This is a genomic window from Halomonas almeriensis (assembly GCF_030409235.1).
Lineage (GTDB): Bacteria > Pseudomonadota > Gammaproteobacteria > Pseudomonadales > Halomonadaceae > Halomonas > Halomonas almeriensis.
This window is the reverse complement of record NZ_JAUFPO010000002.1, coordinates 259,034-285,515: the sequence shown is the minus strand read 5'-3', so window position 1 is coordinate 285,515 and position 26,482 is coordinate 259,034. Positions and strand designations below refer to the sequence as shown.

Here is a 26,482-nt window from a genome sequence, read left to right as displayed (position 1 = left end):
GTCATCAGCGCCTGGCGAGGAAGGCATATTCTACAGCATCGTTGCCGTGCGTCAAGCTCGATGTTACCGGTGAGCGACGCGCCTCGAAAGGCGGCTTCGATCGAGCCCGAGGGCCCGCTGTAGCAAGTGGCGAGCATTTTACCGGAAACGGCGTGACTGTCAATCGACGATTTTTCCAGAAGAGCGAAAAACCTCAATCAAAACAGTAGCTTCTGCCACCCATGCCGCTGGCGAGGTTGGCCCGTCGCCGGCAGCGGATGCGTACTTTACGGATCAACAGGCGCTGACGCAAGCCCTGCCGCGAAAAAATATAGCTCAGTCGTGTCGATCTCGCTATGCCGATGCGTGCATCGACGCCACATGATGTATTCGGGTGCCGCCGGGGCGGGTTTTCAACCCCGGCATGAAAGGGGGCCCTCCCCTCTCGACAGCATCAGATCACGAAGAGGTCAACGAAGTCGTGTACAGAGGTGGCTTCGAGTTGAGCCTGGTCCTGACACAGCGACCGTATCCTGTCGCAACGCCGTGCGGGAAAGCGGGTCGCCAGATTGCGCCGAAACTTTTCCTCGAGCACGGGCATGCCCTCTTCCCGGCGACGACGGTGACCGATCGGGTACTCTACCTCGATCCTGTCGGTGCTGCTGCCGTCCTTGAAGAACACCTGGATCGCGTTGGCAATGGAACGACACTCGGGGTCGTAATAGTCGCGGGAGTATCGCTCGTCTTCCACGACCTCCATCCTGTCGCGCAACCGATCGATGATCGGGTGCGCCGCGTGAAAGTCATCCTCGTAGTGCTCGGCCACCAGGTTGCCGAAGATCAGTGGCACCGCCGTCATGTATTGCAAGCAATGGTCTCTGTCGGCTGGATTGGCGAGCGCCCCCGACTTGGAGATGATGCGAATGGCCGAGTCATGTGTCGTCAGCACGACGCGATCGATCTCTTCCAGTCGATCCTTGACCTCGGGGTGCAACGTCACCGCGGCCTCGCATGCCGTCTGGGCATGGAATTCGGCCGGGAAGGAGATCTTGAACAGCACGTTTTCCATGGTGTAAGTGCCCAGGTCGCGCTGAAAGGTGAACCTGCGCTCCTCAACCGGCTTGAGGGACAGGTCCTTATTGGCGTGGCTGAAAGCCACGTCATAGAAGCCCCATTGCGGCGCACTGAGCACGCCCGGAATCCCCATCTCGTCACGCATGGCGATGTCCGCTAGGCGCACGCCCCGCGAGGTCGCATCGCCTGCTGCCCAGCTCTTGCGCGATCCGGCGTTGGGCGCATGACGATAGGTCCTCAGGCTTTGCCCATCGGCCCAGGCATGCGAGAGCGCGGATAGCAACTGCTCGCGATCGCCGCCCATCATGCGCACCGCAACGGCGGTCGAGGCCACCTTCACCAGTACCACATGGTCGAGCCCCACCCGATTGAAGGAGTTGTCCAGCGCCAGCACGCCCTGGATCTCGTGGGCCATGACCATCGCCTCGAGCACCTCGCGCATGGTCAAGGGCGCCTCACCCTGGGCGACACGCTTCTGCGACAGGTGGTCAGCCACCGCCAGGATGGCACCCAGGTTGTCCGAGGGGTGCCCCCATTCGGCCGCCAGCCAGGTATCGTTGTAATCCAGCCAGCGGATGGTGGCGCCAATGTCCCAGGCGGCCTTGACCGGATCTAGTCGATGCGGCGTGCCGGGAACACGCGAACCATGCGGTACCAGGGTGCCTTCGACCAAGGGCCCCAGATGCTTGGTGCACTCAGGAAAGCGCAATGCCAGCAGGCCGCAGCCCAGGGTATCCATGAGGCAGTAGCGCGCCGTATCCAGTGCTTCATCGCTGTCGATGCGATACTCCAGCACATAGTCGGCGATTTTCTGCAGTTCCGGATCATAATCCGGGCGCACATTGCTTTCGACGGTCTGGCTCATCCCGATCTCCTGTCATGTTTTGAATCTTACCGCGTGAACCCGCAACCGGGGGTTGCGGCTCATGGTCGTATTGGACGCGAGGGTCAACTGCCCACAGCGCCGGGGGCTCTCGGGCACATCGCGGCCCGTCCCCACCGATGGATGACCAGCGTTATTCACGTGCCTCGATCGGCACCCAATCGCTGTGCTCCGGCCCGGTATAGTCGGCGCTCGGGCGGATGATGCGATTGTTCTCACGCTGCTCGAAGACGTGCGCGCACCAGCCGGTGACCCGGGAGCAGACGAAGATCGGGGTGAACAGCTTGGTCGGAATGCCCATGAAGTGGTAGGCGCTGGCATGGAAGAAGTCGGCGTTGCAGAAAAGCTTCTTTTCCCGCCACATGACCGCCTCGACACGCTCCGAGACCGGGTACAGCACGCTGTCACCCACATCCTCGGCCAGCCGGCTCGACCACTCCTTGATAATGGCGTTACGCGGGTCCGAGTCACGGTAGATGGCATGACCGAAGCCCATGACCTTTTCCTTGCGCTCCAGCATGCCGAGCAGCTCGCGCTCGGCCTCCTCAGGCGACTGCCAGCCTTCGATCATGGCCATGGCCGCCTCGTTGGCGCCGCCGTGCAGGGGGCCGCGCAGCGAGCCGATGGCTCCGGTCACGCAGGAATGCATGTCCGAGAGCGTGGAAGCGCAGACCCGGGCGGTGAAGGTCGAGGCATTGAATTCATGCTCGGCATAAAGGATCAAGGAAACATTCATCACCCGGGCATGCAGTTCGGACGCCGGCTCGTCATGCAGCATCTGCAGAAAGTGCCCGCCCACGGAGCGATCATCCGTCTCGGTGGCGATGCGCACGCCATCATGCGAATAGCGGTACCAGTAACAGATGATCGAGGGCAAGGCCGCCAGCAGTCGATCGGCCACATCCTGTTGCGCCTCGAAGCCGTGTTCGGTCTCCAGGTTGCCGAGCATGGAAGCGCCGGTTCTCATCACGTCCATGGGGTGAGCATCGGCCGGGATCTGTTCGAGCACGGTTTTCAGGGCATCCGGCAGGCCTCGCAGGCGCTGGAGCCTGGCAACATAGGCGTCGAGTTCGGCCTGATTGGGCAGCTTGCCCTTGAGCAACAGATAGGCCACCTCCTCGAAGCGGGCCTTGTCGGCGAGCTCGGCAATATCGAATCCTCGATAGGTCAGGCCGGCGCCGCTCTTGCCGACGGTGCAAAGGGCAGTGCTGCCGGCACTCTGGCCGCGCAGGCCGGTGCCGTTGTTCGATGTCTCTGCCATGGTCGTCTCTCCTTTTGGTGAGCGAGGCGTGTCAGTGTCATACGGGCGATGACGACTACCCGCGCTGATCCGCGAACAGGTCATCGAGCTTGCGCTCGAAGTCGTGATAATTGAGGAAGTCATAGAGCTCGTCACGGCTCTGCATCTGATCCAGCACATCACGCTGATGGCCGTTATCAAGGATGCTGCGGTAGACATTCAGTGCCGCCGCATTCATCGCGCGAAAGGCCGACAACGGATAGAGCACAATCCGGCAGCCGACCTCGGCGAGCTCCTGCTGGGAAAACAGAGGCGTGGCCCCGAACTCGGTGATATTGGCCAGGATCGGCGCATCGGCGTGCTCGCAGAAGGCCTTGTAATCTTCCAGGGTATGCACCGCCTCGGCGAAAATGGCATCGGCACCGGCCTCGATACAGGCATTGGCACGCTCGATGGCGGCGTCCAAGCCCTCCTTCTGAAACGCATCGGTGCGCGCGATCACAAAGAAGTCCGGGTCGACCCGAGCATCGGACGCCGCCTTGATGCGGTCGACCATTTCATCGCGAGACACGATCGCCTTGTTGGGGCGATGGCCACAGCGTTTCTGGGCTACCTGATCCTCGAGATGCACGGCAGCGACGCCGGCGCGCTGCATTTCCTTCACAGTGCGAGCAATATTGAAGGCCCCGCCCCAGCCTGTGTCGATATCCACCAGCAGGGGCAGATCGGTGGCGCCACAGATGCGGTGGGCGTCCTCCACGACATCGTTCATGGTCGTCATGCCCAGATCGGGCAGGCCGAAGGAGGCATTGGCCACCCCGCCACCCGACAGATAGATGGCTTGGTGGCCGACGCGCTCGGCCATCATCGCCGTATAGGCATTGATGGTCCCCACCACGGGGAGCGGATGGCTGGCGGCCAGGGCAGCGCGAAAGCGCGCACCGGGCGTTGACTGGGTCATGGCAGATCTCCTGAACAGGGTATGGGACAACAACACGGACAGGCGTCATGTCGTGCCGTGGCCCCTAGGTTCCACGGCTTTCCTCGAGCACCTCACTTTCCTTGAGTGCCATGGCGTAGCGCTCGACGACATTTTCTCGCGATGCGCTGACGTGACGTCGCATCAACAGCTCAGCCAGCTCGGCATCGCCTGCCTCGATGGCATCCACGATTCGATGATGCTCGACAAAGGCGCGCTGAGGCCTCGAGCCGCTGGCACTGAACTGGGTCCGATACATGCGCACCAGGTAATAGAGGTCGTCACACAACAGCCCCATCAGCATGCGATTGTGGCTGCCCTGGACAATGCGATAGTGGAAGTCGAGATCACCCTCACGCTGGTAATAGGCCTCGCCGCTCTGCAAATCGGCCTGGCGCTCATGCACGGCCAGCACATCACGCAGACCGGCAATCTCCTCGGCACTCATCGACTCGGCCGCCAGACGCGCCGCCATGCTTTCCAGGGCCTCGCGAACATCGAAGAGCTCGAGCAACTCCTTGATCGACAGCTTGATCACGCGAGCACCGACGTGCGGCACGCGCTCGATCAGCCGATGGGCCTCGAGGCGGCGCATGGCCTCGCGCAAGGGGCCCCGCGAAATCCCATAAACCTGTGACAGGCCTGGCTCTGTGATCTTGCTGCCTGGCGCAAGCTCGCCACGCACGATTGCATCCTGCAGCTGTTGGAAAACACGCTCTGCCAGGGTTCGAACTTCCGAGGCAGATGACAGGGTAGATGGAGCAGGCATCGTGTTAATTGTCGACAATTAGTGAGGAGCTATCAGGTTAGCCACCACGAGATGGTCGGTCAATGTGGCTGAAAGCTCCGGGGATTGGCGATTAGTTGTAGACAACCTCCTGAATCTGCCCGTGGATGATTTTCGTTGACCGACACACTGACCGGGGCAGGGACAAATGGCCTCAAGATGCCTAGAATAAGGCGCCTGTTGAGGTAAAGCGTGCCCATGACATCATCACTCGAGATCACTTCACTGCCCTACCGGCGCTCGCCCCTGGAAACCTTCGCGCACTTGCGCCACAGACCAGGGGCAGTGCTGCTCGACAGTGGCCGACCCGGCGCACCCGGTGGGCGTTACGACATCATGTCCAGCGACCCGCTGGAGACACTCGAGCCCGGCTCCGAGCCATCAGAAAGCGATCCCTTTAAGGCACAGAAGGCGATGCTCGAACGCCTGCCCGACGCGGTTCCCGAAAGCGATCTGCCGTTTCTGGGCGGCTTGATCGGTTACTGGAGCTATGACCTGGGGCACCGGCTGGAACCGACGCACGGCCAGGCCTGCCGAGTGGCGGCCCTGCCGGACAGCCGGGTCGGCCTGTATGACTGGGCGATCATTCAGGATCACCAACAACAGACCTGCTGGCTGGTCGCCTCGGCCGAGCGCCGTCGGGAGGTCATGGCCTGGCTGGCCACCCCACCCCAGGCCACGCAGCCCTTTCGCCTGACCAGTACCTTTCAGCCCGAAATGCGCCGCGAGGACTACCTGGCGCGTTTCGAGTCGGTTCAGAACTACATACGCGCTGGCGACTGCTACCAGATCAATCTCTCGCAACGCTTCAGCGCCGGCTATCAGGGAGACCTCTGGCAGGCCTACTGCCGGCTTCGCCAGGCAACGCCGACCCCCTTTGCCGGGTTTATCGCCTGGGAGGACAAGGGCATTCTCTCCCTGTCACCGGAGCGCTTTCTACAATGTGCCGACGGTCATGTGGAAACCCGCCCGATCAAGGGCACACGACCACGCGGCCAGACCGCCCAGGAGGATCGAGGCTTCGCCGAGGCCCTGACACACAGTCTCAAGGATCGCGCGGAAAACGTCATGATCGTCGACCTTCTGCGCAATGATCTGGGGCGTGTATGCCGACCGGGCAGCGTGCGCGTGCCCCGGCTCTGCGCTTTGGAGAGCTATGCCAATGTGCATCACCTGGTCAGTGTGGTCACCGGCGAGCTGGATGACCGGCACTCACCGCTGGAGCTGCTCTCGGCCGCCTTTCCCGGCGGCTCCATCACCGGTGCCCCCAAGGTGCGCGCCATGCAGATCATCGACGAGCTGGAACCCTCGGCACGTAGTGCCTACTGCGGGAGCCTGGGCTATGTTGACGTGCGCGGCCGCATGGATACATCGATCGCCATTCGCACCGCCGTGGCGGATGCCGAAACGCTGCATATCTGGGGAGGCGGCGGCCTGGTCGCCGACTCACAGGGAGAAGAGGAATACACCGAGACGCTCGACAAGATTCGCCATCTGATGAGAGCCCTGTCCACCGATGAACCAGACATCAAGGAATAAGAAAAAGACTGTTTAATCCATAAAGGAATAAACATCCAATGAATCGGTATTGGGGAAGCGGCTGACGGCTCTGCTAATGTGGCCTGCATATTGAACGCCACCATCCGGGAGCATCCCTATGGAGCCGCAACTCGACATCATCAATCGCGACCTGGGCAATGATCCGGAAGCCTTGATCCGCTGGGCGCTGGAACAGGGTAACCGACCGATCTGCACGACCAACTTTCGTCCTTTCGAGGCGGTCATCCTGCACATGGTAGCGCGCCAGCGCCCTGATACACCGATCGTGTGGATGGATCACGGTTACAACACCGCGGCCACCTACCGGTTTGCCGATGACCTGGCCAGGCGGCTGGGACTGAACCTGATCACCTACCTGCCGAAGCGTTCACGCGCCCACCGCGAAGCTGTCGAAGGCCTGACACCGGGAATCGAAGATCCCCGCCATGCGGCCTTTACGGAAGAGGTCAAGCTCGAGCCCTTCAATCGCGCCCTGCGCGAGATGGCGCCGGATGTCTGGTTCACCGCGCTGCGCGCCGAGGACACCCCCGAGCGTGCCCGCATGCAGGCGGTATCACGCAACGCCGATGGCCTGCTCAAGGTCGCCCCGCTGCTGAACTGGACCAGCCGCGATCTCCACCGCTATCTGCAGGCACACGACCTACCCAATGAATTCGATTATTTCGACCCGACCAAGGTCGAGCACAAGCGCGAATGCGGGTTGCACCTGCAGCACTGATGGCCCCGTCCGCAATCACGATGCAAAAAGGCCCGCCCAACTGGACGGGCCTTGTGCGTGTCGCCATGCCGACGCCGCGTTTCAACGCACCGGCAGTTCAATATCGTCGAACAGAGCCTCTTCTTGGCGCGGCCCGGCTTCCAGTGCCGCCTCAACCAGCTCGCGGTCAAGATGGTCGGCAAAGGCCTTGAGGAAGTCATACATATAACCGCGCATGAAGGTACCCCGCCGAATACCGATCTTGGTGGTGGAGCTGGCGAACAAATGGCTCGCATCCAGTGCCACAAGGTCGTCATCATCAGTGGGGTCGACCGCCATATGAGCGACGATGCCGACTCCCATGCCGAGGCGAACATAGGTCTTGATCACATCCGCATCGGCCGCCGTCAGCACGACATTGGGGGAAAGCCCCTTGCCACGAAACGCCTCGTCGAGTTGCGAGCGCCCCGTGAAGCCAAAGACATAGGTCACCAGCGGGTGTTCGGCGAGCGCCTCCAGGGTCAGAGTGTCAAGCTGTGCCAATGGATGGTCGCGGGGTACCAGGACACAGCGGTTCCAACGATAGCAGGGCAGCAGCACCAGGTCCTGAAACAGCTCAAGCGACTCGGTGCAGATCGCAAAATCCGCCTGGCCATCACTGACCATCTGTGCAATCTGACGCGGCGTGCCCTGCTGCATGTGAAGGGCCACATCCGGATAGCGCTTGGTAAAGTGGCGAATGACAGGTGGCAGGGCATAGCGTGCCTGGGTATGGGTCGTGGCAATCGCCAGGTTTCCACGGCGTTCGTCACTGTGTTCCTGGGACACCTGCTTGATGTTGTCGGCCAGGCGCAACACCTCGCCGGCCAGCTCGATGATCGACTCACCGGCGGGCGTGACCCGGGTCAGGTGCTTGCCGCTACGCGCGAAGATCTCGACCCCCAGCTCATCCTCGAGCAGCCGGATCTGCTTGGAAATCCCCGGCTGAGAGGTGTAAAGACTCTGAGCGGTTGCTGACACATTGAGATTGTGCCGCGAGACTTCCCAGATGTATCGCAGTTGCTGGAGTTTCATGGTCCTGCTCCCTGGCGTACCGGAACCTGCGGAAGGCTTGTGCGAAGCGCACGATAAGGCGCTGCTGTGGCATAAAAAAACTAATTGTGATTACCTTATCGCATATCGAGACTAGCGTCACGCTCCTGTGCCCCGCTGTTGTCAGAGGTCGGGAGGATTTGCCAGCACAACAGTCGACCGCTACCATCGATGCTACCCGCATGCATGTCATGCACAACAATCCGCGCGATACCGCGCAACGTAGTAACTGGAGAACCCCCATGGCCAATAACGTCGATGTCACCAATGCCAACTTCGAGCAGGAAGTCCTGAACGCTGAAACACCGGTTCTGCTGAAGTTCTGGGCACCCTGGTGCGGCCCCTGCAAGGTCATGGCACCGGTTGTCGACGAGGTGGCCGAAGAGCGTGACGGCGACCTCAAGATCGTCAGCATCAATGTGGATGATGCTCCGGAAATCGCCGCCGAACAGGGCGTGCGTGGCGTGCCCACCGTGATGCTGTTCAAGTCCGGTGCCAAGGTCGCTTCACTGGTCGGTGCACAATCCAAGTCTCAGCTTTCGCAGTTCATCGAGCAGAACGCCTGAGCATAACCCGACAGCGGCATGACAGCCTTCCACCCCGACCCGAGGCCCGCTCGCCAGTCAGCCTCGGCGTCGTGGTGGCCCTTCGAGCACCACCCTATCCCCTATTTATCCCCTATTTCGCTTTATCCCGCACCTTCTTCACCCGCTCCGAAAGCGGCAGGTCTGCCTGATCAATCGGCGTCTTGCCGGGCCCCAGCAGGTGAGCCATCCAGCGCGTCTGTGGATGACTGTCCAATGCAATCTTGAGAGTCATGGTCAGGACCACCGACAGCAGCATGCCGACCACGCCAAAGATCCAGCCCCAGACCACCAGCGACAGAAAGGCCACGAAGGTCGACAAGCCCAGGGCCCGCCCCATGACTCGCGGCTCGATGATGTTGCCGAGCACGAAGTTGACGCCCAGATAGGCGCCACTCAGCAACAGGGCCTTGAAGAGTCCGCCATCCGGCGACACGATCAGCAACAAAACGGGGGGCACGGCCGCAATCGCCGAGCCGATGTTGGGGATGTAGTTGAGGGCAAAGGCCAACACGGCCCACAGCAGAGGAAACTCGACCCCGACCAGCTGACAGGCCATCCAGATCAAGAGCCCAGTAGCCAGACTAACCAGCGTCTTGACGGCCAGGTAGCGCTTGAGCGTCAGGCTGAACTCACGAAAGCGGCTAAGGCTCGGAGCCGGGTTGACCAGAGCGCGTGACACCTTGTCGCGAAAATTGAGGGTCTCGAAAAGCAGAAAGGTGACCAACAGCGCCACCACCACACTCTGCATCATCAGGTTGCCGACCTGACTCAAAAGCGCCGGCAGCCAGTTGCCGAATTTCTCGGCATCGACCAGCTCGGACACCGTCTGGCTGTTCACGCCCAGCCCTATCCGGCTTAAACCGTCGATGATACCGAGATAGTACTGGAAGAGTTTCTGCTGAATGTTGGGCAACTCATCGACGAAGGTACCGAAGCTGTTCACCAGCAGAATGCCCAACAAGGAAATCAGGCCACCGATCACGATCAGGGTGATCCACACCGACAGGCGCTGGCCAACACCATGCCCTTGAAGCCAGCGCACCGGACCGGTGCAGACCACGGCGATGAACAGGGAAAGAATCACCGGCACCAGCAACCCCGACCCTACCCGCATGCCGGCGATGATGACCACCAGGGCTGCCAGTGCCAGCGTCAGATTGAGTGGGATCGTGGATTGTCGTTCATCGTCGCCCAGTTCCATGCTGCCTTTACTCCGCTAATCGTCAGGAATGACATCATAATGACGACTGGCGAACCGCGGCACAATACACCCGAGGGCGCACAGCCCCGCCATTGTGCAGCAAATCGACAGGATGGCTGTGTCAGCGGAACCCTTGCCGAACCTGCCGGATCCAAACTTGTACCTCATCAGCCACAAGGAAGATGCCATGACTCAGATTCGTCGCAACAGCGGATTTCCCGGCGCTCTAATGTCCCTTCTGCTGCTCTCGAGCCCCCTGCTCGCGACGCCCGGGGTCGCCTCGGCACAGCAGGAAGCACCGCACAAACGTCTGGACGTTCAAGCCCAGTCAGAGATCCAGGTGGTGCCCGACGAGGCCACCCTGAGTGCGCGACTCTGGGAGCGCACACCGGCCATCGCCCAGCGCGAAGACACCAGCACCGACCCGGACACCCTCGGCAAGGCCCGCCAACGTCTGGAGGAACGGGCGGCCCGCATGATCGAGACCATGGAGACAGCGGGCCTCGACCGGGAGGCCATAAGTGCCGGATCGCTGCGGGTTCAGCCCGAGACGATCCAGGGGCGAAAGGAGGAAGGCTCCGAGGGTTCACGCATGACCCGCACGCGCCTGGAGCGCCCTTTCGAGATCGACATCGGTGACCTCGACAACCTGCCGGTGATGCTCGATGCGCTGACCCGTGCCGGCGTCAATGCCCTGGATGGCGTCACCTACGATCTGTCCAACCGCGACGCGGCCACCGACAAGGCGCTGACCCAGGCGCTGGAGAAGGCCCGTAATAAAGCCGAACTCATGGCCGACACCCTGGGCATCGAACTGGGGCCGGTCATCAGTGTCAGCGAAAACCGTTCACCGGTATACCAGCCCCGCATGATGGCAATGAGCGCCGGTGCCGCGGCTGAAAGCGGCGGTTCGAATGCCGAGTACCGGCCCGGGACCATCACCCTGGATGCCATGGTCAGCGTCAGCTGGGGGATCCGACCGGCCGAATGACCCAAGAGGCGCGGGCAGGCCTGCCAGGCGGCCTGCCTGCCCTGGCGAGACCATGAGACACTACCGGGTCACTCCTCTTCATCCCCCTGCTCATCATCCAGCCGCAGGAAGGTGCGGCGATAATGCGCCAGCTCGGCGATTGATTCCTTGATGTCATCCATCGCCAGGTGCACGTTGCGTTTGCTGAATCCGACCAGGGCCCCCGGGTTCCAGCGCTTGGCCAGCTCCTTGAGGGTCGAGACATCCAGGTTGCGATAATGGAAGAAAGCCAGCAGCTCAGGCATCTCGCGTTCCAGGAAACGCCGGTCCTGATGCACGCTGTTGCCGCACATCGGTGAGGCCCCTGCCGCCACGTGCTCGCGCAGGAAGGCCAGCGTGCGTCGCTCGGCCTCGGCCGTGTCGACCTCGCTGGCACGTACGCGGTCGATCAGCCCGGAACTGGCGTGGGTCTTCTGGTTCCAGTTATCCATGCCATCCAGCAGGCTATCAGGCTGATGTACCGCAATCACCGGCCCCTCCGCCACGACCTCGAGGTCGGCATCGGTGACCAGGGTCGCCACTTCGATGATGCGTTCACGGTTTGGGTCCAAGCCGGTCATTTCCAGGTCGATCCAGACCAGGCGCTGAGCGCGCGGGTCCGACACCTCGTTCATGGCGGACATAAGAGCTCCTTGGCAATCGCCCGGCTGACGACAGCCGGGCGGATGGGTGGGTACAATAGACCCATTGTACCGACCTCCAGGCCATCATGAGCAAACGCAAGTTGAGCCGCCAGCAACGCTGGCGCATCGAAAAGACGCAGTCCGAACGCGCCAGGCGGGCCAGGCAGCGCGATGCAATGGATGCCGAGCGTCTCGCCGCGGGGGAATACGGCTCCGAGCAACCGGGTCGCGTGATCGCCCATTTCGGTCGCAGTCTGGAAGTGGCGCCGGCCCACGGGGGCCAGCCAGTGCGCTGCCACCTGCGTGCCAACCTCGATGGCCTGGTGACCGGCGATCATGTTATCTGGCGGGCCGGCGAGGATGGCAGTGGTGTCGTGGTCGCCCGGGAGCCCCGTCATAGCCTTCTGCAACGCCCCGACCCACGGGGCCGCCTGAAGCCCGTGGCCGCCGGCATCGACCAGATCCTCATCGTGTTTGCCGTCGAGCCGGAACCCCATGCCAACCTGATCGACCGCTATCTGGTGGCGGCCGAAGCGACCGGCATCGCCCCGGTGCTGGTGCTCAACAAGGTCGACCTGCTGCCCGCCGAGGGCGGCGAGCTGCGTGCTCTGCTGGATCGCTACGCCGAACTCGGCTACCCGGTGATCACCACCACCACGGCCCACGACACCGGGCTCGACGCCCTGTTTGACCAATTGCATGGTCGGACTTCGGTCTTTGTCGGCCAGAGTGGCGTCGGCAAGTCCTCCCTCATCGACCGCTTGCTGCCCGAGGAGGACCTGCGCATCGGCGACCTCTCCGCCGATAGCCGCAAGGGCACCCATACCACCACCACGGCGCGGCTCTATCGCTTCCGGCCCTTTCCCGCAGCGGAGGCCGACGGAGGACAGCCGGCGGCCACCGACAGCCCCGGAGAGCTGATCGATTCTCCCGGCATTCGCGAGTTCGGCCTGACCCACCTGAGCGCGGACCAGGTCGCCGAGGGCTTCATCGAATTCCGTGACCATCTCAGCCGCTGCCGTTTTCGCGACTGCCGCCACCGCGCCGAGCCCGGCTGCGCCCTGCTGGCCGCCGTGGAGAAGGGCGAAATTCATGCTGACCGTTTCGCCAGTTATCGGCGTATCATCGAGAGCCTAGAGGTCAACTAGGCCCTACCTTGCTTGCCAGGAGACTGCCATGAGTTCCGAAGACAACCTCTTGCCACTGATCATCGAGCCAGAAGAGCTTGCGGCCCACCTGGATGCACCTGAGCTGCTGATCATCGATGTGCCGCTCAAGGCCGAAAGTCATGCCCAGGGACACGTGCCTGGAGCCGTCTACCTGGATCATCGCCGCCTGCTGGCGGGAAGCGGCGAGGTACCCAACGAGACTCCGTCAGCGGAGGCGCTGTCACAGCTGTTCTCGTCCCTCGGCCTGACCCGGGACACCCATGTCGTGGCCTATGACGATGAAGGCGGCGGCTGGGCCGGCCGGCTGCTGTGGACCCTGGAACTGATCGGCCATACTCGGTACTCCTATCTCAATGGGGGCATCCAGGCCTGGCGCGCCGACGAGCTTCCCACCGCGACCGATACCGTGACCCCGGCTCCCAGCGATTACACCGCGGATTTCCACCACCCCGAGGTCGCCATCGACCGTCACGAGATCATCGAGCGGCTCGAGGACGCTAACCTCGCCGTCTGGGACGCCCGCAGCCGCGACGAGTACCTCGGCCACAAGGGCGACAACCAGCGCCTCGGTCATATCCCCGGTGCGGTCAACTTCGAGTGGACTCGCGCCATGGACCCGGAGCGTCAGCTACGCATACGCGACTACGCCGAACTGATCACCGAGCTCGACGCACTGGGCCTGACCAAGGACATGGACATCGTCACCCACTGCCAGACCCACCACCGCAGCGGCTTCACCTGGCTGGTCGGCAAGGCACTGGGGCTCCGGATGCGCGGCTACGCCGGTTCCTGGAAGGAATGGGGCAACCGCGACGACACACCGATCGAGAAGGCATGAGCATAGAAGGAAGAAGGAAGAAGGAAGAAGGAAGAAGGAAGAAGGAAGAAGGAAGAAGGAAGAAGGAAGAAGGAAGAAGGAAGAAGGAAGAAGGAAGAAGGAAGAAGGAAGAAGGAAGAAGGAAGAAGGAAGAAGGAAGGCAGCATGAGCCCCGACGGCATGGAGTCAAGGTTTTTTCTTCCCTCTTCAAGGCGCGCAGCGCCGTTCTTCCCTCTTCAAGCGGCGCCAGCCGCGTTCTTCCAGCCCCGTCCACACCAAGGAACCCCGTGCCGTGACCCCCTCCAAGCTCTTTGCGCTCGTTCAGTACCCCCTGCCCCACCATCTGCTGTCGCGGTTGGTGGGGCGTCTCGCCGATTGCCGGGTGACGGCGGTCAAGAACCTGGCCATTCGGGCCTTCATTCGCCGCTTCCGGGTCGACATGAGCGAGGCGCAGCAACCCGAGCCGAGCGCCTATCCATCCTTCAATGAATTCTTTACCCGCCCCTTGAAGGAGGGCGCGCGGCCGCTGGGCCAGGGTGTGGTGTCGCCGGCGGATGGCACCCTGTCACAATTCGGCGCCATCGCTCAGGGCCGCCTGATCCAGGCCAAGGGGCATGAGTTCACCATCGGCGACCTGCTGGGCGGTGACGACAGCACTGCGGCAAGCTATCGCCACGGCAGTTTCGCCACGGTCTACCTCTCGCCGCGCGACTATCACCGCGTGCACATGCCGCTGACCGGCACCCTGCGCGAGGTGGTCTATGTGCCCGGCCGGCTGTTCTCGGTCAACCACGCCACCACCCAGCACGTCTCCGGCTTGTTCGCGCGCAACGAGCGCCTGGTCTGCCACTTCGACACCGAGCACGGCCCCATGGTCATGGTGCTGGTCGGCGCCATGATCGTCGCCGGCATCGAGACCGTCTGGGCCGGGCAGATCGCTCCCCTGCCGCGCCACGCTGTCCAGCGCCTGGGCTTCGACACGCCCATCACCCTGGAGAAAGGCGCCGAGATGGGACGCTTCAAGCTGGGCTCCACCGTGGTCATGGCCTTCTCCGACTCGGTCGCCTTCGACGCCCTGGAAGCCGGCGGCAAGGTGCAGATGGGCCAGAGCCTGGGCGAGACGAGCGGCGAGGCGCAAACCGCCGACTGACGCGCTACACCTTCAGCGGCGCACAGCCTCAGGCGCGCGGTGTGGCAAAGGCCATGACCTCGGCCACGCTGGCCTTGCCCAGCGCCAGCTGAATCAGCCGATCCAGTCCCAGGGCCACCCCGCTGGCCTCGGGCATGCCGACCTCGAGGGCGGCCAGCAGGTGCTGGTCGATGTCCACTTCACGCAGGCCCGCCGTGCGGCGGGCGGCGTTGTCTTCAGCGAAGCGAGCGCCTTGCTCCTCGGCATCGGTGAGCTCGTCGTAGCCGTTGGCCAGCTCGAGCCCGTTCAGGTAGACCTCGAAGCGCGAGGCGACCCACTCGCCGTCTTCCGGATCGCGATGGCAGCGAGCGAGCGCCGCCTGACTGGCCGGGTAGTCCAGCACGATATCGAGGCCGTCCCGGCCCAGCCGCGGTTCGATGACAAGGCTCATCAACAGGTCGAGACAATCATCGCGACAGGCCTCGGCCATATCGAGCCCGCCCCGCTCGGTGGCCAGGCGGCGCAGAGCTTCGAGGGGCTCGTGAAAGGGGTCGAGATCCAGGTCCTCGCGGAACAGCTCACGATAGCGATGGCGACGCAGCGGGCCGGGGTCGCCTGGCAACAGCCGGCGGATCAGCGCCTCGGTCTCCGCCATCAGGCCACCCAGGTCGAGTCCCGGCCGATACCACTCCAGCATGGTGAACTCGAGATTATGGCGCGAGCCGACCTCGCCATCCCGGAAGCTGCGGGCCAGCTGGAAGATCGGCCCGCTGCCGGCAGCCAGCAGACGCTTCATGTGGAACTCCGGCGAGGTCTGCAGCCACAGTGGCTGCCGTCCTGACGGCGTGGTGGCGATGCAATGCAGGGAGGCCAGATGCACATCCGTACTGCCCGCCCGGCCGAGCACCGGCGTTTCCACTTCCATGACACCACACTCGGCGAAGAAGGCCCGCACCTCCGCGATCAACCGCGCGCGCTCGCGCAACGTCTCGATATCGGCCGAGGGCCGCCAATCCATTGACATCTATGTTTGCTCCAGAGACGACAAAGGCCACACCCGACAGAATGTGGCCTTGCAGGCGAGTCTCGCCCAGCTAGCGCCCTCTCCGAGCGATGCTCAGACAAGGCGACTCATGGGGAAGGCGGCGGAGTTTAGCAGCGCTAAATGAGCAAGCCGTCCCAGGAGTCAACGCCGTATGAGCGAGCGCAGGAAGGGCCCGAAATCACGCGCGGCCGACGTACTCGCCCGTCCTAGTATCAATCTTCAGGACTTCACCCTCGTTGATGAACAGCGGCACGCGCGCCACGGCACCGGAGGAGAGCGTGGCCGGCTTGGAGCCACCCTGGGCGGTATCGCCCTTCAGGCCGGGGTCGGTCTGGACAACTTCCAGATCAAGAAAGTTGGGCGGCGTGACATTGATGACATTGTCATTCCACAGGGTCACCGTGTAGACCACCTGCTCCTTGAGCCACTTTTCGGTCTCGCCCAGCGCCTTCTTTTCTACCGGGTACTGCTCGAAGGAGCCGTCATTGAGCATGAAGTACCACATCTCACCATCGGTATACAGATACTCCATGTCGAGTTCGAGTACATCGGCGGCTTCCAGCGACTCGCCGGACTTGAAGGTCCGCTCCCAGACACGCCCTGTCATCAGGTTGCGCAGCTTGACGCGATTGAAGGCCTGGCCCTTGCCGGGCTTGACGTAGTCATTCTCGAGAATGGCGCAGGGGTCACCATCCAGCATGACCTTCAGCCCGGCCTTGAATTCATTGGTAGAATAGTTCGCCATGAGTGTCTTTCCATTTTTCGTCGCGCCGGGGATCCCGAGCGCAAGCAAGCACATGATAGTGGACGAGGGACATCCCCCTCGCTCGTCTCCATAGGTGTCGCGCATGATAACCCGAAGCCCCATCCCTTTGCAGCGCCACGCCTCGGCAGACACCTGGCAGCGGCAGCTGGCCCATGCCATACGCGACCCGCGGGAACTATGCCGCCGCCTGGCCCTCGACGCGCAGTGGTGGCCCGGCGCCGAGGCCGGTCATGCCCTGTTCGAGGTGCGGGTACCCGAAGCCTACCTGTCGCGCATGCGCCCGGGCGACCCACATGACCCCCTGCTGCGCCAGGTGCTGCCGCTGGAGGCCGAACAACAGCAGGCCCCCGGCTTCGTCAGCGACCCCCTGGAAGAACGCGAGCACACCGCCCGCCGCGGCTTGATCCACAAGTACGCCGGACGCGTCCTGCTGATCACCAGCCCGGCCTGTGCCATCAACTGTCGCTACTGTTTTCGACGCCACTTCCCCTATGAGGAGAACGCGCCTTCGCGCAGCCAGTGGCAGGAAACTCTGGACTACGTACGCCACGACGCCAGCATTCGCGAGGTCATACTCTCCGGCGGCGACCCCCTGGCCGCCAACGACCGTCAGCTTGACTGGCTGGTGGACGAGCTCGAGGCCATTCCGCACCTGAAACGACTGCGACTCCACACACGGCTGCCCGTGGTCATTCCCGACCGCATCGACGACGCCCTGCTCGACTGGCTCGGCAGAACTCGCCTGCAGAAGGTCGTCGTGCTGCACATCAATCATGCCGCGGAGATTGACGACAGCGTCATCTCGGCGTGCCAGCGACTCCGCCAGGCCGGCGTGACCCTGCTCAACCAGAGCGTCCTGCTCAGCGGCGTTAACGACTCGGTCACGACCCTGGCCGAGCTCTCCGAACGCCTCTTCGAAGCCGACATCCTGCCCTACTACCTGCATGTGCTCGACCCGGTGGAAGGCGCCGCACACTTCGACATCGACGACGACACCGCACGCGGCCTGGTCGCCGAACTCCGCAAGACCCTGCCGGGCTTTTTGATGCCACGCCTGGTCCGGGAAATCCCCGGCGAAGCCAGCAAGACACCGCTCTAAGCTAGAAGAAGGAAGAAGGAAGAAGGAAGAAGGAAGAAGGAAGAAGCCAAAATAATGATTCCACTTCCCTCTTCAAGGCGCGAAGCGCCGGTCTTCCCTCTTCCAGCGGCGTAGCCGCGTCTCTCAGGGCTCAGGCCAGCGTTTCCACCGTCACATTGGGTGCGGGGGCTTCGTTGGAGAGCTGGCGGTTGATGGCGCTGAGTACGCCCTTGATCGATGCGCTGGTGATGCTTTCGTCGGTGCCGACGCCGAACACGGCTTCGCCGTTGATGCGCACCTCGACATAAGCGATGGCCTCGGCATCCGAGCCCTGCCCCCGCGAGTGCTCGTGGTAGTCGATGATCTCGACGTCGTGGCCTTCGGCGACCAGCGATTTGACGAAGGCGGCCAGCGGGCCATTGCCCTGTCCCTGAATGATGCGCCGTTCGCCGCCGTCCTCGATGGTCGCCTCGAGGTTGACCACCGGGCTGTCGGGCTCGGAGGACATGCGATGGCTGGCCAAAGCGAATGGCTGGTTCTTCTCCAGGTATTCGTCACGGAAGGCCTGATAGATCATCTCGGATGTGATTTCCTTGCCGAGCCGGTCGGCGACTTCCTGCACCACCTGACTGAACTCGATGGACAGGCGACGCGGCAACTCGATGCCGTGTTCCTCTTCGAGCAGATAGGACACCCCTCCCTTGCCGGACTGGCTGTTGACGCGGATCACGGCCTCATAGCTGCGCCCCACGTCGAGCGGGTCGATCGGCAGGTAGGGAACCGCCCAGACACCATCCGGATCCTCGCGCCGAGCCGCCATGCCCTTCTTGATGGCATCCTGATGCGAGCCCGAGAAGGCCGTGAAGACCAGGTCACCGACATAGGGGTGGCGCGGGTGCACCGGCAGCTGGTTGCAGTACTCGACCTCGCGCATGACCGGCGTGATGTTCGAGAAGTCCAGCTGCGGATGCACGCCCTGGGTATAGAGGTTCATGGCCAGAGTGACCAGGTCGACGTTGCCGGTGCGTTCGCCATTGCCGAACAGGCAGCCCTCGATACGGTCGGCACCGCCCATGACCGCCAGCTCGGCGGCCGCGACACCGGTTCCCCGGTCATTGTGCGGGTGCACGCTGACAATCAGACTGTCGCGCCGGGTCACGTGGCGGCAGAACCACTCGATCTGGTCGGCATAGTTGTTGGGGGTCGCGCACTCCACGGTGGCCGGCAGGTTGACGATCATCGGCTTGTCGCTGGTGGGCTCGTAGGTGGCCGACACCGCATCGACGATTTCCACGGCGAAGTCCATCTCGGTGGTCGAGAACAGCTCCGGCGAATACTGGAAGGTCCAGTGGGTCTCCGGTGCAGCCGCCATGTGCTCGCGGATGCGCGTCGTGGCATCCACGGCAATCTGGATGCATTCAGCCTGATTGACGTTGAACACCACACGACGGAATACCGGATCCGTGGCGTTGTAGACGTGCACAATGGCATTCTTCGCGCCCTTCAGGGCCTCGAAGGTGCGATCGATCAAATGCGGGCGAGCCTGGGTCAGCACCTGGATGTGGACATCCTCCGGCACCTTGTCGTTTTCGATCAGGGAGCGCACGAAATCGAAATCGGTCTGCGAGGCCGAGGGAAAGCCCACCTCGATCTGCTTGAAGCCGATCCTGACCAGCAGGTCGAACAGGCGCTGCTTGCGCTCCTGGTCCATGGGATCGATCAACGCCTGGTTGCCATCACGCAGGTCGACCGCGCACCACTGGGGCGGAGCCTCGATGCGCCGGCTCGGCCACTGTCGGTCCGGCAGGTCGACGCCCACGAACGGGCGGTACTTGTTGGAAGGATTATCGAGCATCATGGCGGCGTTCTCCCTGAGACATGGACGGTTCTAAATGACAACGCCCCGCCTGCCGAAAGGCAAGCGGGGCGCAGGACACTTGACCAGACGTTGCGCAGCGGCATACAGGTGCGTCACGAAAGGCGGGAATCTGGGCGTTTGGTATGGCGATGAACATGTTGCAACCTCGTTGTCGACGTACGAAGGGGCGACGTCAACGTCACCCGGCCCGCTCAGCGGCGGGCTAGTAGTCGTAGGTCGAGAACGAGGTTGGCGAGATTCATGTTCATGTGCCTAGAAAATCAGGCGCGGGACCGGTTGTCAAGCCATCAGGCCGGCTTGAAGGTCAGTGCCAGGCCATTGTTGCACCAGCGCAGGCCGGTGGGCTCGGGACCATCATCGAACACATGCCCCTGGTGGCCACCGCAGCGTGCGCAGTGATATTCGGTCCGCGGGATCAGCAGCACCAGATCCAGCTCATCCAGCAGGTGGCCCTCTATGTGGGTGAAAAAGCTCGGCCAGCCGGTGCCGGAGTCATACTTCATGTGACTCTCGAACAGAGGCAGGTCGCAGCCGGCACAGTGATAGGTGCCCTCGCGGGTCTCCTTGTCCAGCGGGCTGGAAAAGGCCGGCTCGGTGCCGGCCTTGCGCAGCACCTCGAACGCTTCGTCGGAGAGCCTGTCACGCCATTCGGCTTCACTCAGCTCCAGGGTTTCAAGCCCCGGGGCGGCGGACAGGTCCGGCTTGGGTCGGGCGCTGGCGATGCTCGGCGCCAGACCGGCAAGCCCGCCCAACCCCAGCAGGCCAAGAAAATGACGACGCTGCATGGCATGATTCCTCGTTCGGTAAATGGCCGCCCCCCCTCACGCAAGAAAGCGGAGAAGGTCACCCTTCCCCGCTTTTGACTACCGGGCCCCCCGAGGGTTCACGAGCCGGATCAGTCGACCTGCGGACCGGCCTGCACGATGGCCTCGCTGACTCCGTCGAACTTCCTGAAGTTGTCGACGAACTTGGCGGCCAGCTCGTGTAGATGACGGTCATAGGCCGCCTGGTCGGACCAGGTTTCACGCGGGTCGAGCAGGCGCGTCTCGACACCCGGCACGGCGGTCGGCACATCCAGGTTGAGGCCGGCGATGCGCTTGGTTTCCACATCGCGCAGCATGCCCGTCTGGATGGCATGAATGATGGCGCGGGTCGTGGGAATGGCGAAGCGAGCGCCACCTTCGCCATAGGCACCACCGGTCCAGCCGGTGTTGACCAGATAGACCTGGGCATCCTGCTCGGCGACCCGCTTGATCAGCAGATCGGCGTACTCGCGTGCCGGACGCGGGAAGAAGGGTGCCCCGAAACAGGTCGAGAAGGTCGCGGCCAGCCCTTCGGAGGCGCCCATTTCGGTGGAGCCCACCTTGGCGGTATAGCCGGACAGGAAATGATAGGCCGCGGCTTCCTTGGACAGCACCGACACCGGCGGCAGCACACCGCTCATGTCGCAGGTCAGGAAGACGATGGCATTGGGCTCGCCGGCACGATTTTCCGGCACACGCTTGTCGATATGCTCGAGCGGATAGGCCGCGCGCGAATTCTGCGTCAGGCTGCCATCGGCGTAATCCGGCTCACGGCGATCATCGATGACAACATTTTCCAGCACCGCACCGAATTGAATGGCATTCCAAATAACCGGCTCGTTCTGCGCCGAGAGATCGATGCATTTGGCATAACAGCCGCCCTCGATATTGAAGACGGTACCCACTCCCCAGCCATGCTCGTCATCACCGATCAGATAACGCGCCGGGTCAGCGGAGAGGGTGGTCTTGCCGGTGCCGGAAAGCCCGAAGAATAGCGTGGTCTCGCCGTCCTCGCCGACGTTGGCGCTACAGTGCATGGGCAATACATCGGCGTCCGGCAGCAGGAAGTTCTGCACCGAGAACATGGCCTTCTTCATCTCGCCTGCATAGCGCATGCCGGCAATCAACACCTTCTGCTGAGCGAAGTTGATGATGACCGTGCCTTCCGAGTTGGTACCGTCACGCGCCGGGTCGCACTCGAAAAAGGGGGCATTGAGAATGCTCCACTCGGTCCTGGTCGCCGGGTTGTAGAGCTCGGGCCGCACGAACATGGTGCGACCGAAGAGGTTGTGCCAGGCCGTTTCCGTGGTCACGCTGACCGGCAAATAATGGGTCGGATCACTGCCGACGTGCAATTCGGACACAAAACGCTCGCTGGCTTGCAGATAGGCCTCGACACGCTCCCACAGCGCGTCGAACTTGTCCGCATCGAACGGCTGATTGACGCTGCCCCAGTCGATCTTGTCGCTGGTGGAGGGCTCGTCGACGATGAAACGGTCCGCGGGTGAGCGGCCGGTACGCTCACCGGTATTCACCACCAGGGCACCATTGGCCGCCAGTCGGCCTTCACCATTGGCCACCGCGCGCTCGATCAGTTCGGCGCTGCTCAGATTGACATGGGCAAGGGCGGGCTGCGTGCGGGCAGATGCGGAAATGGCTTGAGTCGTGGTCATGTCGATTCCTGGGGCCTTGCGGCCAATTCTCTCTCGGTTTGCCGGGCGTCGTCCTGGACGCATCTCAGCCCATCCTGCTGGCGTCGCATGCGGTTACCCGTCTCGTCTTCGACGACACCCGCTGAAGGATGAGTGGGCGCATTATGGCAAAAACCGGACCGCCGGGAAACGCCGACATTGCCCGACGTTCTTGTAGTTTTACTACTACATCAGGACCGTTCAGCTCATCATTCATTCATGCGCCGACCCGCCGAGAAGGACGGGAAGACGCTTGCCGTCAGGATCACGACTACCCCGACCCCACCCGGGTATCGGGTAGTTTTCATACAGGGGCTAGGAGCCTGTCGGACTTAACGCTGATCTGCTACGAAGCCCGGGCTTTCGGCCAATTTCATTCGATCTGATTCGTTAAATAGCGGGCTATTCGCCTCATCAGATCGATAAACTTGTCTCGAAATCCGTGATTCTCGCGACGATCGGTCAAATCCGACAGGCTCCTAATGAACCGTGGGTGGCGCAGCCGACGGATCGTCCATCAAGGCGTCAACTTCAGCGGCGGTGAACTCATAGCGAGTGTTGCAGAAGTGGCACTGGGTGGCGATACCGCCCTGCTCGGCCAGAATATCGCGCAGCTCTTCCTCTCCCAGCGTCAACAAGGCGCTGGCAATGCGTTCCCGCGAACAATGGCAGGAAAAGTGCAGTGCCTTGGGCTCGAAGACGCGCACCTCTTCTTCATGGAAGAGCCGATGCAGCAGCTCATGATGCGAAAGCGACAGCAGCTCGTCGTCTTTCAAGGTGTCGGTCAGATGCACCATCCGATCCCAGGCATCCTCATCCTGGTTCAGCGACTCATCCGGCAGGCGTTGCAGCATCACGCCGGCGCAGCACTGGTCATTCGCCGCCAGCCACAGGCGGGTCGGCAGCTGCTCGGAACGGCTGAAGTAGTCTTCCAGGCACTCGGCCAGGCTGTCCTGCTCCAGGGTGACAATGCCCTGGTAGCGACGGCCTTCATCGGGATCCAGCGTAATGGTGATCTGCCCTTCCCCGAGCAGCTCGGCAAAGCCGGCGTTGGCATCCGGAATCGCGGCATTCTCGTCGAGCTGGGCAATGCCGCGCAGCTCGCCGCCAGGATTGGACTCCGCCATCAGCAGAGACAGCGCGCCCTTGCCGCGCACTTCGATGCTCATGGTGCCATCCAGCTTGATGGTCTCGGTCAGCAGCGCCACCGCCGACAGCAGCTCACCAAGCTGGCGGGTCACCGCCGGTGGATAGTCATGACGCTCCAGGACTTCGGCATAAGCCTGCTGCAGCGACACCATCTCACCGCGCACATTGGTGTTGTCGAAAATAAATCGTTGTATCTGATCCGTCATGAGTACTGCCTGGAATTGGGTTGGTAGCTTCGAGCTTCGAGCTGCAATGTTGGGGTTCGCGTCTTGCGTCTCGTGTCTCGTTACTGGAGGGCGAAGCAGGCTGCTCGCTTTACTCCCCGCGCATGAACCGTTTGATTTCGCGGCGGTCACGCCGGTCGGGGCGCTTGAAAGGATGTTGCATGGCCTGGTTGGCCTGGCGGCGCTGCTCGGCTCCGTCTCGACGGCGTTTCTCGCTTTCTGCCGTTTCCTGGTATAGCTCACGGGCTTCCGGCGCACCGCGACGCTGTTCCGAGAGCGCCAGCACCTCCACTTCCATGGTGTCCCAGCCCTGGGGCACTCGAATCAGCGCCCCGACCTCCACATTCTTGCTGGTCTTGGCGCGTCCACCATTGTAGTGGACCTTGCCCCCTTCAATGGCTTTCTTGGCCAGGGCTCGCGTCTTGAAGAAGCGCGCCGCCCATAACCACTTGTCCAGCCTGACGCTATCCATGGGATTCCTCCTGCGATGGCGATGTCTCCGGCAACAAGCGGGCGAAGCGATCCACGGCGCTGAACGACTCGAGCCGGCGTTCGGGGCGTTGACTATCGGGTTGCAGAATCCCCAGCAGGTGGCGAATGCCGAACTCACGGGCGCTTTCCAGCACCACGGAATTATCATCGATGAGCAGGGTTCGCGCCGGGTCGAAGGGCTCGATGCGCTGCAGCGCCGACCAGAACGCCTGTTCTTCCTTGGGCGCGCCAATGTCGGCAGAAGACACCACCGCGTCCAGGTACGCTTCCAGTCCGGTCAGGGGTAACTTGAGGTCCAGGCTTTCGCGATCGGCATTGGTGGCCAGCACAACACGCGGATGAGCCTGCTTGAGCCATACCAGAAAATCCAGCGCATCGCTGCGCAGTCCGATCAGGTGTTGAACCTCGCGCTTCAGGGCGACGATGTCGACACCCAGCTCACGCCGCCAATACGCCAGGCTGTACCAGTCCAGACTGCCCTGATCGCGGAGAATTCGTGCGCGGATGGTTTCCTGGGTCGCATCATCCAGACGATGAAGCTCGACGTAACGTCGCGGCAGGTGCTCGAGCCAGAAATGGCTGTCGAAGTGCAGGTCGAGCAGTGTGCCGTCCATATCCAGCAGAACGGTATCAATGGCACGCCAGTCAATCATGGGAACCTCGCGGTGACGCCGAGGCGTCTCTTGGGTCGAACAGACGTGGTAGTGTAACCAATCGACGACAGAGACGCATTTCGGCAGGCTTGCCCGCCGTGCCAGGGAGACCTCATGAGCCAACTGCTTACCCGGCCCCAGGTGCTGGCACGACGCCAGCTCACCTCCAGCCGACTGTTTCGTATCGAGGAAATGGAATTACGCTTTGCCAATGGCGCCGAGCGCACCTTCGAACGTCTGGGCGGCAATGCGCATGGCAGCGGCGCCGTCATGATCGTGGCCATGCCGGACCCGGAGCATGTGCTGCTGATCCGCGAGTACGCGGCGGGGCTGGAGGACTACACTCTCAGCCTGCCCAAGGGACTGGTGGACCCCGGGGAGGATGTGGTCAGCGCTGCCAACCGTGAACTGAAGGAAGAGTGCGGTTTCGGTGCCCATCGAATCGAGCCCTTGGTCGAGCTCAGCCTGGCGCCCAATTACATGCGACACCGCATGCAGGTGATGCTAGCAAGCGACCTCTACCCGGAGCGTCTGCCCGGGGATGAGCCCGAACCCCTGATCGTCGAGACGCATGCCCTCGACGACATTGACGCCCTGCTGGCGCGCGACGATTTTCATGAGGCCCGAGCCATTGCCGCGCTGTTCATCGCCCGCGACCAGCTGCGCGCCGAGCCCGGCCCCTCCCTGCTGTGGTGACGACTGCCGAAGAGGAGGCGGGCTGCATGCCCCTACTCGCCCTTGCCGTGCAGCAAGCGGCGACGAGCGCCGTTACCTTCCTTCAGCTTGACCCAGCGCCCCTGGCGATAGCTGTCCAGCCCGGCCTCGAGCAGCGCCATGGTATCCAGGGCACTCTCGGCCGTGACCGGCGGCGGCGTGCCATGCAGCAGTGTCTCGAAGATGGCGTCGTAGTAGGCACGGTAATCCCCGGCCTCGCAGGCCATCTCACGGCTGACAAGCGCGATCTCCTCGCCCTGCCCTTCATCAAGTATCAGGCGAGCCGGCGCCTCATCGACGCCCCAGCCGGGTTCTGGCGTTGCCCCCGCCTTGAGCCAGCCTTCCTGGGGGTCGAGCCCATACTTGGTGAAGCTGCCGCGGGTGCCATGTACAGCAAAGCGCGGTGTCGGCTCGGCGATCAGTGAGCTGGCGCTCAGGGTGATACGGGGCCCCTCGTCGTAATCCAGTAACGCCACGAAGTCATCGTCGATCTCCGCTCCGTCACGCGCACTGGAAAGCTCCAGCAGAATGGCGCGCGGCATGCCGAACAGCTCGCGGGCCTGGTCCAGCAGGTGAGGTCCCAGGTCAAACCATACCCCGCTACCGGGGCGATGAACCTCCCGCCAGCGATCGCCGACATGCGGGCGAAAACGATCGAAACGCGACTCCAGTGCCGTGACACGACCCAGGTCGCCTCGCTCGATCAGGGCCTTGAGGGTCAGGAAGTCATTATCCCAGCGACGATTGTGGAAGACGCTCAGCAGGCGTTGGGCGTTGTCGGCCAGAGTCTTCAACTGGCGCGCTTCGGCCAGCGACACCGCCATGGGCTTGTCGATCACCACATGCTTTCCGGCGGCAAGGGCGGCCTTGGCCAGTGAAAAGTGCCACTCATTGGGTGTGGCGATCACCACCAGGTCGATGGTCGGGTCCGCCAACAGACTCTGATACCTGGCATGCACCGACATGTCGGGATAGACCGCCTGGACCTTGTCCGCATCTCCACTGACCACGGCGGAAAGCTCCAGTCCCGGGGCAGCCGAGATCAAGGGCGCATGAAAGGTCTTGCCGGCCATACCGAAACCGATCAGGCCAACGTTGAGGGTCTGCGTCTTCATATCAGGGCATCCTGTAAAACATGGGC

The 26,482-nt window shown here is 62.6% G+C and carries 27 protein-coding genes; 11 read left to right on the top strand and 16 right to left on the bottom strand.

The genetic code is table 11. The features are described 5' to 3' along the window. Positions 1-209 (top strand): hypothetical protein (locus QWY74_RS01500; protein ID WP_290313613.1); only part of this gene is annotated, 209 nt, incomplete at its 5' end. Positions 210-433: 224 nt separating this feature from the next. On the opposite strand, the gene prpD is transcribed toward QWY74_RS01500, so the two are convergent. The 4 genes from prpD to QWY74_RS01480 form a co-directional block, all read right to left on the bottom strand. Continuing rightward, complete coding sequence (gene prpD / locus QWY74_RS01495; protein ID WP_290313612.1) at positions 434-1,918, bottom strand: 2-methylcitrate dehydratase; 1,485 nt, start codon at positions 1,916-1,918, stop codon at positions 434-436. 151 nt (positions 1,919-2,069) lie between these two features. Continuing rightward, positions 2,070-3,197 carry a bifunctional 2-methylcitrate synthase/citrate synthase gene (gene prpC, locus QWY74_RS01490; RefSeq protein WP_264827992.1) on the bottom strand — a complete coding sequence of 376 codons (1,128 nt, stop codon included), beginning with the start codon at positions 3,195-3,197 and terminating at the stop codon, positions 2,070-2,072. A 55-nt stretch (positions 3,198-3,252) separates the two neighbouring features. Continuing rightward, positions 3,253-4,137, bottom strand: coding sequence for a methylisocitrate lyase (prpB, locus tag QWY74_RS01485; protein ID WP_290313611.1), 885 nt, complete (start codon positions 4,135-4,137; stop codon positions 3,253-3,255). A gap of 64 nt (positions 4,138-4,201) precedes the next feature. Then, positions 4,202-4,924, bottom strand: coding sequence for a GntR family transcriptional regulator (locus QWY74_RS01480; RefSeq protein WP_290313610.1), 723 nt, complete (start codon positions 4,922-4,924; stop codon positions 4,202-4,204). 216 nt (positions 4,925-5,140) lie between these two features. On the opposite strand from QWY74_RS01480, the gene pabB reads away from it, so the two are divergent. Further along, complete coding sequence (gene pabB, locus QWY74_RS01475) at positions 5,141-6,481, top strand: aminodeoxychorismate synthase component I (RefSeq protein ID WP_264827988.1); 1,341 nt, start codon at positions 5,141-5,143, stop codon at positions 6,479-6,481. Between the two features lie 118 nt (positions 6,482-6,599). Next, complete coding sequence (locus QWY74_RS01470) at positions 6,600-7,220, top strand: phosphoadenosine phosphosulfate reductase domain-containing protein (RefSeq protein ID WP_264827986.1); 621 nt, start codon at positions 6,600-6,602, stop codon at positions 7,218-7,220. Positions 7,221-7,301: 81 nt separating this feature from the next. On the opposite strand, the gene cysB is transcribed toward QWY74_RS01470, so the two are convergent. After that, positions 7,302-8,273 (bottom strand): HTH-type transcriptional regulator CysB, encoded by a 972-nt coding sequence (gene cysB, locus QWY74_RS01465; RefSeq protein WP_264827984.1) that lies wholly within the window; start codon positions 8,271-8,273, stop codon positions 7,302-7,304. A gap of 260 nt (positions 8,274-8,533) precedes the next feature. Here cysB and trxA point away from each other — a divergent pair, with 260 nt between their 5' ends. Further along, positions 8,534-8,857 carry a thioredoxin gene (gene trxA / locus QWY74_RS01460; protein WP_264827996.1) on the top strand — a complete coding sequence of 108 codons (324 nt, stop codon included), beginning with the start codon at positions 8,534-8,536 and terminating at the stop codon, positions 8,855-8,857. A 112-nt stretch (positions 8,858-8,969) separates the two neighbouring features. Here the strand turns inward: trxA and QWY74_RS01455 are convergent, their stop codons facing one another. Beyond that, entirely contained in the window at positions 8,970-10,079 is a 1,110-nt protein-coding gene (locus tag QWY74_RS01455; protein ID WP_264827983.1) for an AI-2E family transporter, read from the bottom strand. A 187-nt stretch (positions 10,080-10,266) separates the two neighbouring features. Here QWY74_RS01455 and QWY74_RS01450 point away from each other — a divergent pair, with 187 nt between their 5' ends. Continuing rightward, complete coding sequence (locus QWY74_RS01450) at positions 10,267-11,070, top strand: SIMPL domain-containing protein (protein WP_264827982.1); 804 nt, start codon at positions 10,267-10,269, stop codon at positions 11,068-11,070. Between the two features lie 68 nt (positions 11,071-11,138). On the opposite strand, the gene orn is transcribed toward QWY74_RS01450, so the two are convergent. Beyond that, positions 11,139-11,732: an oligoribonuclease gene (gene orn / locus QWY74_RS01445; protein ID WP_264827981.1), complete on the bottom strand. Its 594-nt coding sequence runs from the start codon at positions 11,730-11,732 to the stop codon at positions 11,139-11,141. A gap of 86 nt (positions 11,733-11,818) precedes the next feature. Here orn and rsgA point away from each other — a divergent pair, with 86 nt between their 5' ends. The 4 genes from rsgA to asd are packed head-to-tail and all read left to right on the top strand — an operon-like array spanning position 11,819 to position 14,868. Next, entirely contained in the window at positions 11,819-12,880 is a 1,062-nt protein-coding gene (rsgA, locus tag QWY74_RS01440) for a small ribosomal subunit biogenesis GTPase RsgA (protein WP_264827979.1), read from the top strand. 28 nt (positions 12,881-12,908) lie between these two features. Further along, on the top strand, positions 12,909-13,739 hold the full coding sequence (locus tag QWY74_RS01435; RefSeq protein WP_264827977.1) for a sulfurtransferase: 831 nt from the start codon (positions 12,909-12,911) through the stop codon (positions 13,737-13,739). Next, a complete protein-coding gene (locus QWY74_RS01430; RefSeq protein ID WP_290313609.1) occupies positions 13,736-14,014 on the top strand; it encodes a hypothetical protein in 279 nt (92 codons plus the stop codon). Before QWY74_RS01435 ends, QWY74_RS01430 begins: the two co-directional genes overlap by 4 nt. Further along, positions 14,011-14,868, top strand: a complete 858-nt coding sequence (gene asd, locus QWY74_RS01425; protein ID WP_264827742.1) for an archaetidylserine decarboxylase — start codon at positions 14,011-14,013, stop codon at positions 14,866-14,868. Before QWY74_RS01430 ends, asd begins: the two co-directional genes overlap by 4 nt. Positions 14,869-14,896: 28 nt before the next feature. Here the strand turns inward: asd and epmA are convergent, their stop codons facing one another. Further along, complete coding sequence (gene epmA, locus QWY74_RS01420) at positions 14,897-15,871, bottom strand: EF-P lysine aminoacylase EpmA (RefSeq protein ID WP_264827739.1); 975 nt, start codon at positions 15,869-15,871, stop codon at positions 14,897-14,899. Between the two features lie 199 nt (positions 15,872-16,070). After that, a complete protein-coding gene (gene efp / locus QWY74_RS01415; protein ID WP_264827738.1) occupies positions 16,071-16,637 on the bottom strand; it encodes an elongation factor P in 567 nt (188 codons plus the stop codon). 103 nt (positions 16,638-16,740) lie between these two features. Between efp and epmB the strand changes: the two genes are divergently transcribed. Then, on the top strand, positions 16,741-17,757 hold the full coding sequence (gene epmB, locus QWY74_RS01410) for an EF-P beta-lysylation protein EpmB (RefSeq protein ID WP_264827737.1): 1,017 nt from the start codon (positions 16,741-16,743) through the stop codon (positions 17,755-17,757). 130 nt (positions 17,758-17,887) lie between these two features. Here epmB and leuA read toward each other — a convergent pair whose 3' ends face one another. The 6 genes from leuA to yrfG all read right to left on the bottom strand — a co-directional run bounded on the left by leuA (position 17,888) and on the right by yrfG (position 24,627). Continuing rightward, positions 17,888-19,594, bottom strand: coding sequence for a 2-isopropylmalate synthase (leuA, locus tag QWY74_RS01405; RefSeq protein ID WP_264827736.1), 1,707 nt, complete (start codon positions 19,592-19,594; stop codon positions 17,888-17,890). A gap of 308 nt (positions 19,595-19,902) precedes the next feature. Next, entirely contained in the window at positions 19,903-20,400 is a 498-nt protein-coding gene (gene msrB, locus QWY74_RS01400; protein ID WP_264827735.1) for a peptide-methionine (R)-S-oxide reductase MsrB, read from the bottom strand. A gap of 110 nt (positions 20,401-20,510) precedes the next feature. Further along, on the bottom strand, positions 20,511-22,091 hold the full coding sequence (locus QWY74_RS01395; RefSeq protein WP_264827734.1) for a phosphoenolpyruvate carboxykinase: 1,581 nt from the start codon (positions 22,089-22,091) through the stop codon (positions 20,511-20,513). A gap of 497 nt (positions 22,092-22,588) precedes the next feature. Next, complete coding sequence (gene hslO / locus QWY74_RS01390) at positions 22,589-23,464, bottom strand: Hsp33 family molecular chaperone HslO (RefSeq protein WP_264827733.1); 876 nt, start codon at positions 23,462-23,464, stop codon at positions 22,589-22,591. 109 nt (positions 23,465-23,573) lie between these two features. After that, the gene (locus QWY74_RS01385) at positions 23,574-23,954 is read right to left on the bottom strand and encodes an RNA-binding S4 domain-containing protein (RefSeq protein ID WP_264827732.1); all 381 of its coding nucleotides are present in this window, start codon (positions 23,952-23,954) and stop codon (positions 23,574-23,576) included. Beyond that, on the bottom strand, positions 23,947-24,627 hold the full coding sequence (yrfG, locus tag QWY74_RS01380; protein WP_264827731.1) for a GMP/IMP nucleotidase: 681 nt from the start codon (positions 24,625-24,627) through the stop codon (positions 23,947-23,949). The genes QWY74_RS01385 and yrfG overlap by 8 nt, the downstream gene beginning before the upstream one ends. 114 nt (positions 24,628-24,741) lie before the next feature. Here yrfG and nudE point away from each other — a divergent pair, with 114 nt between their 5' ends. Continuing rightward, positions 24,742-25,323: an ADP compounds hydrolase NudE gene (gene nudE, locus QWY74_RS01375; RefSeq protein WP_264827730.1), complete on the top strand. Its 582-nt coding sequence runs from the start codon at positions 24,742-24,744 to the stop codon at positions 25,321-25,323. Positions 25,324-25,355: 32 nt separating this feature from the next. Here nudE and QWY74_RS01370 read toward each other — a convergent pair whose 3' ends face one another. Further along, positions 25,356-26,456, bottom strand: a complete 1,101-nt coding sequence (locus QWY74_RS01370) for an oxidoreductase (protein ID WP_264827729.1) — start codon at positions 26,454-26,456, stop codon at positions 25,356-25,358. Positions 26,457-26,482 lie beyond the last annotated feature (26 nt).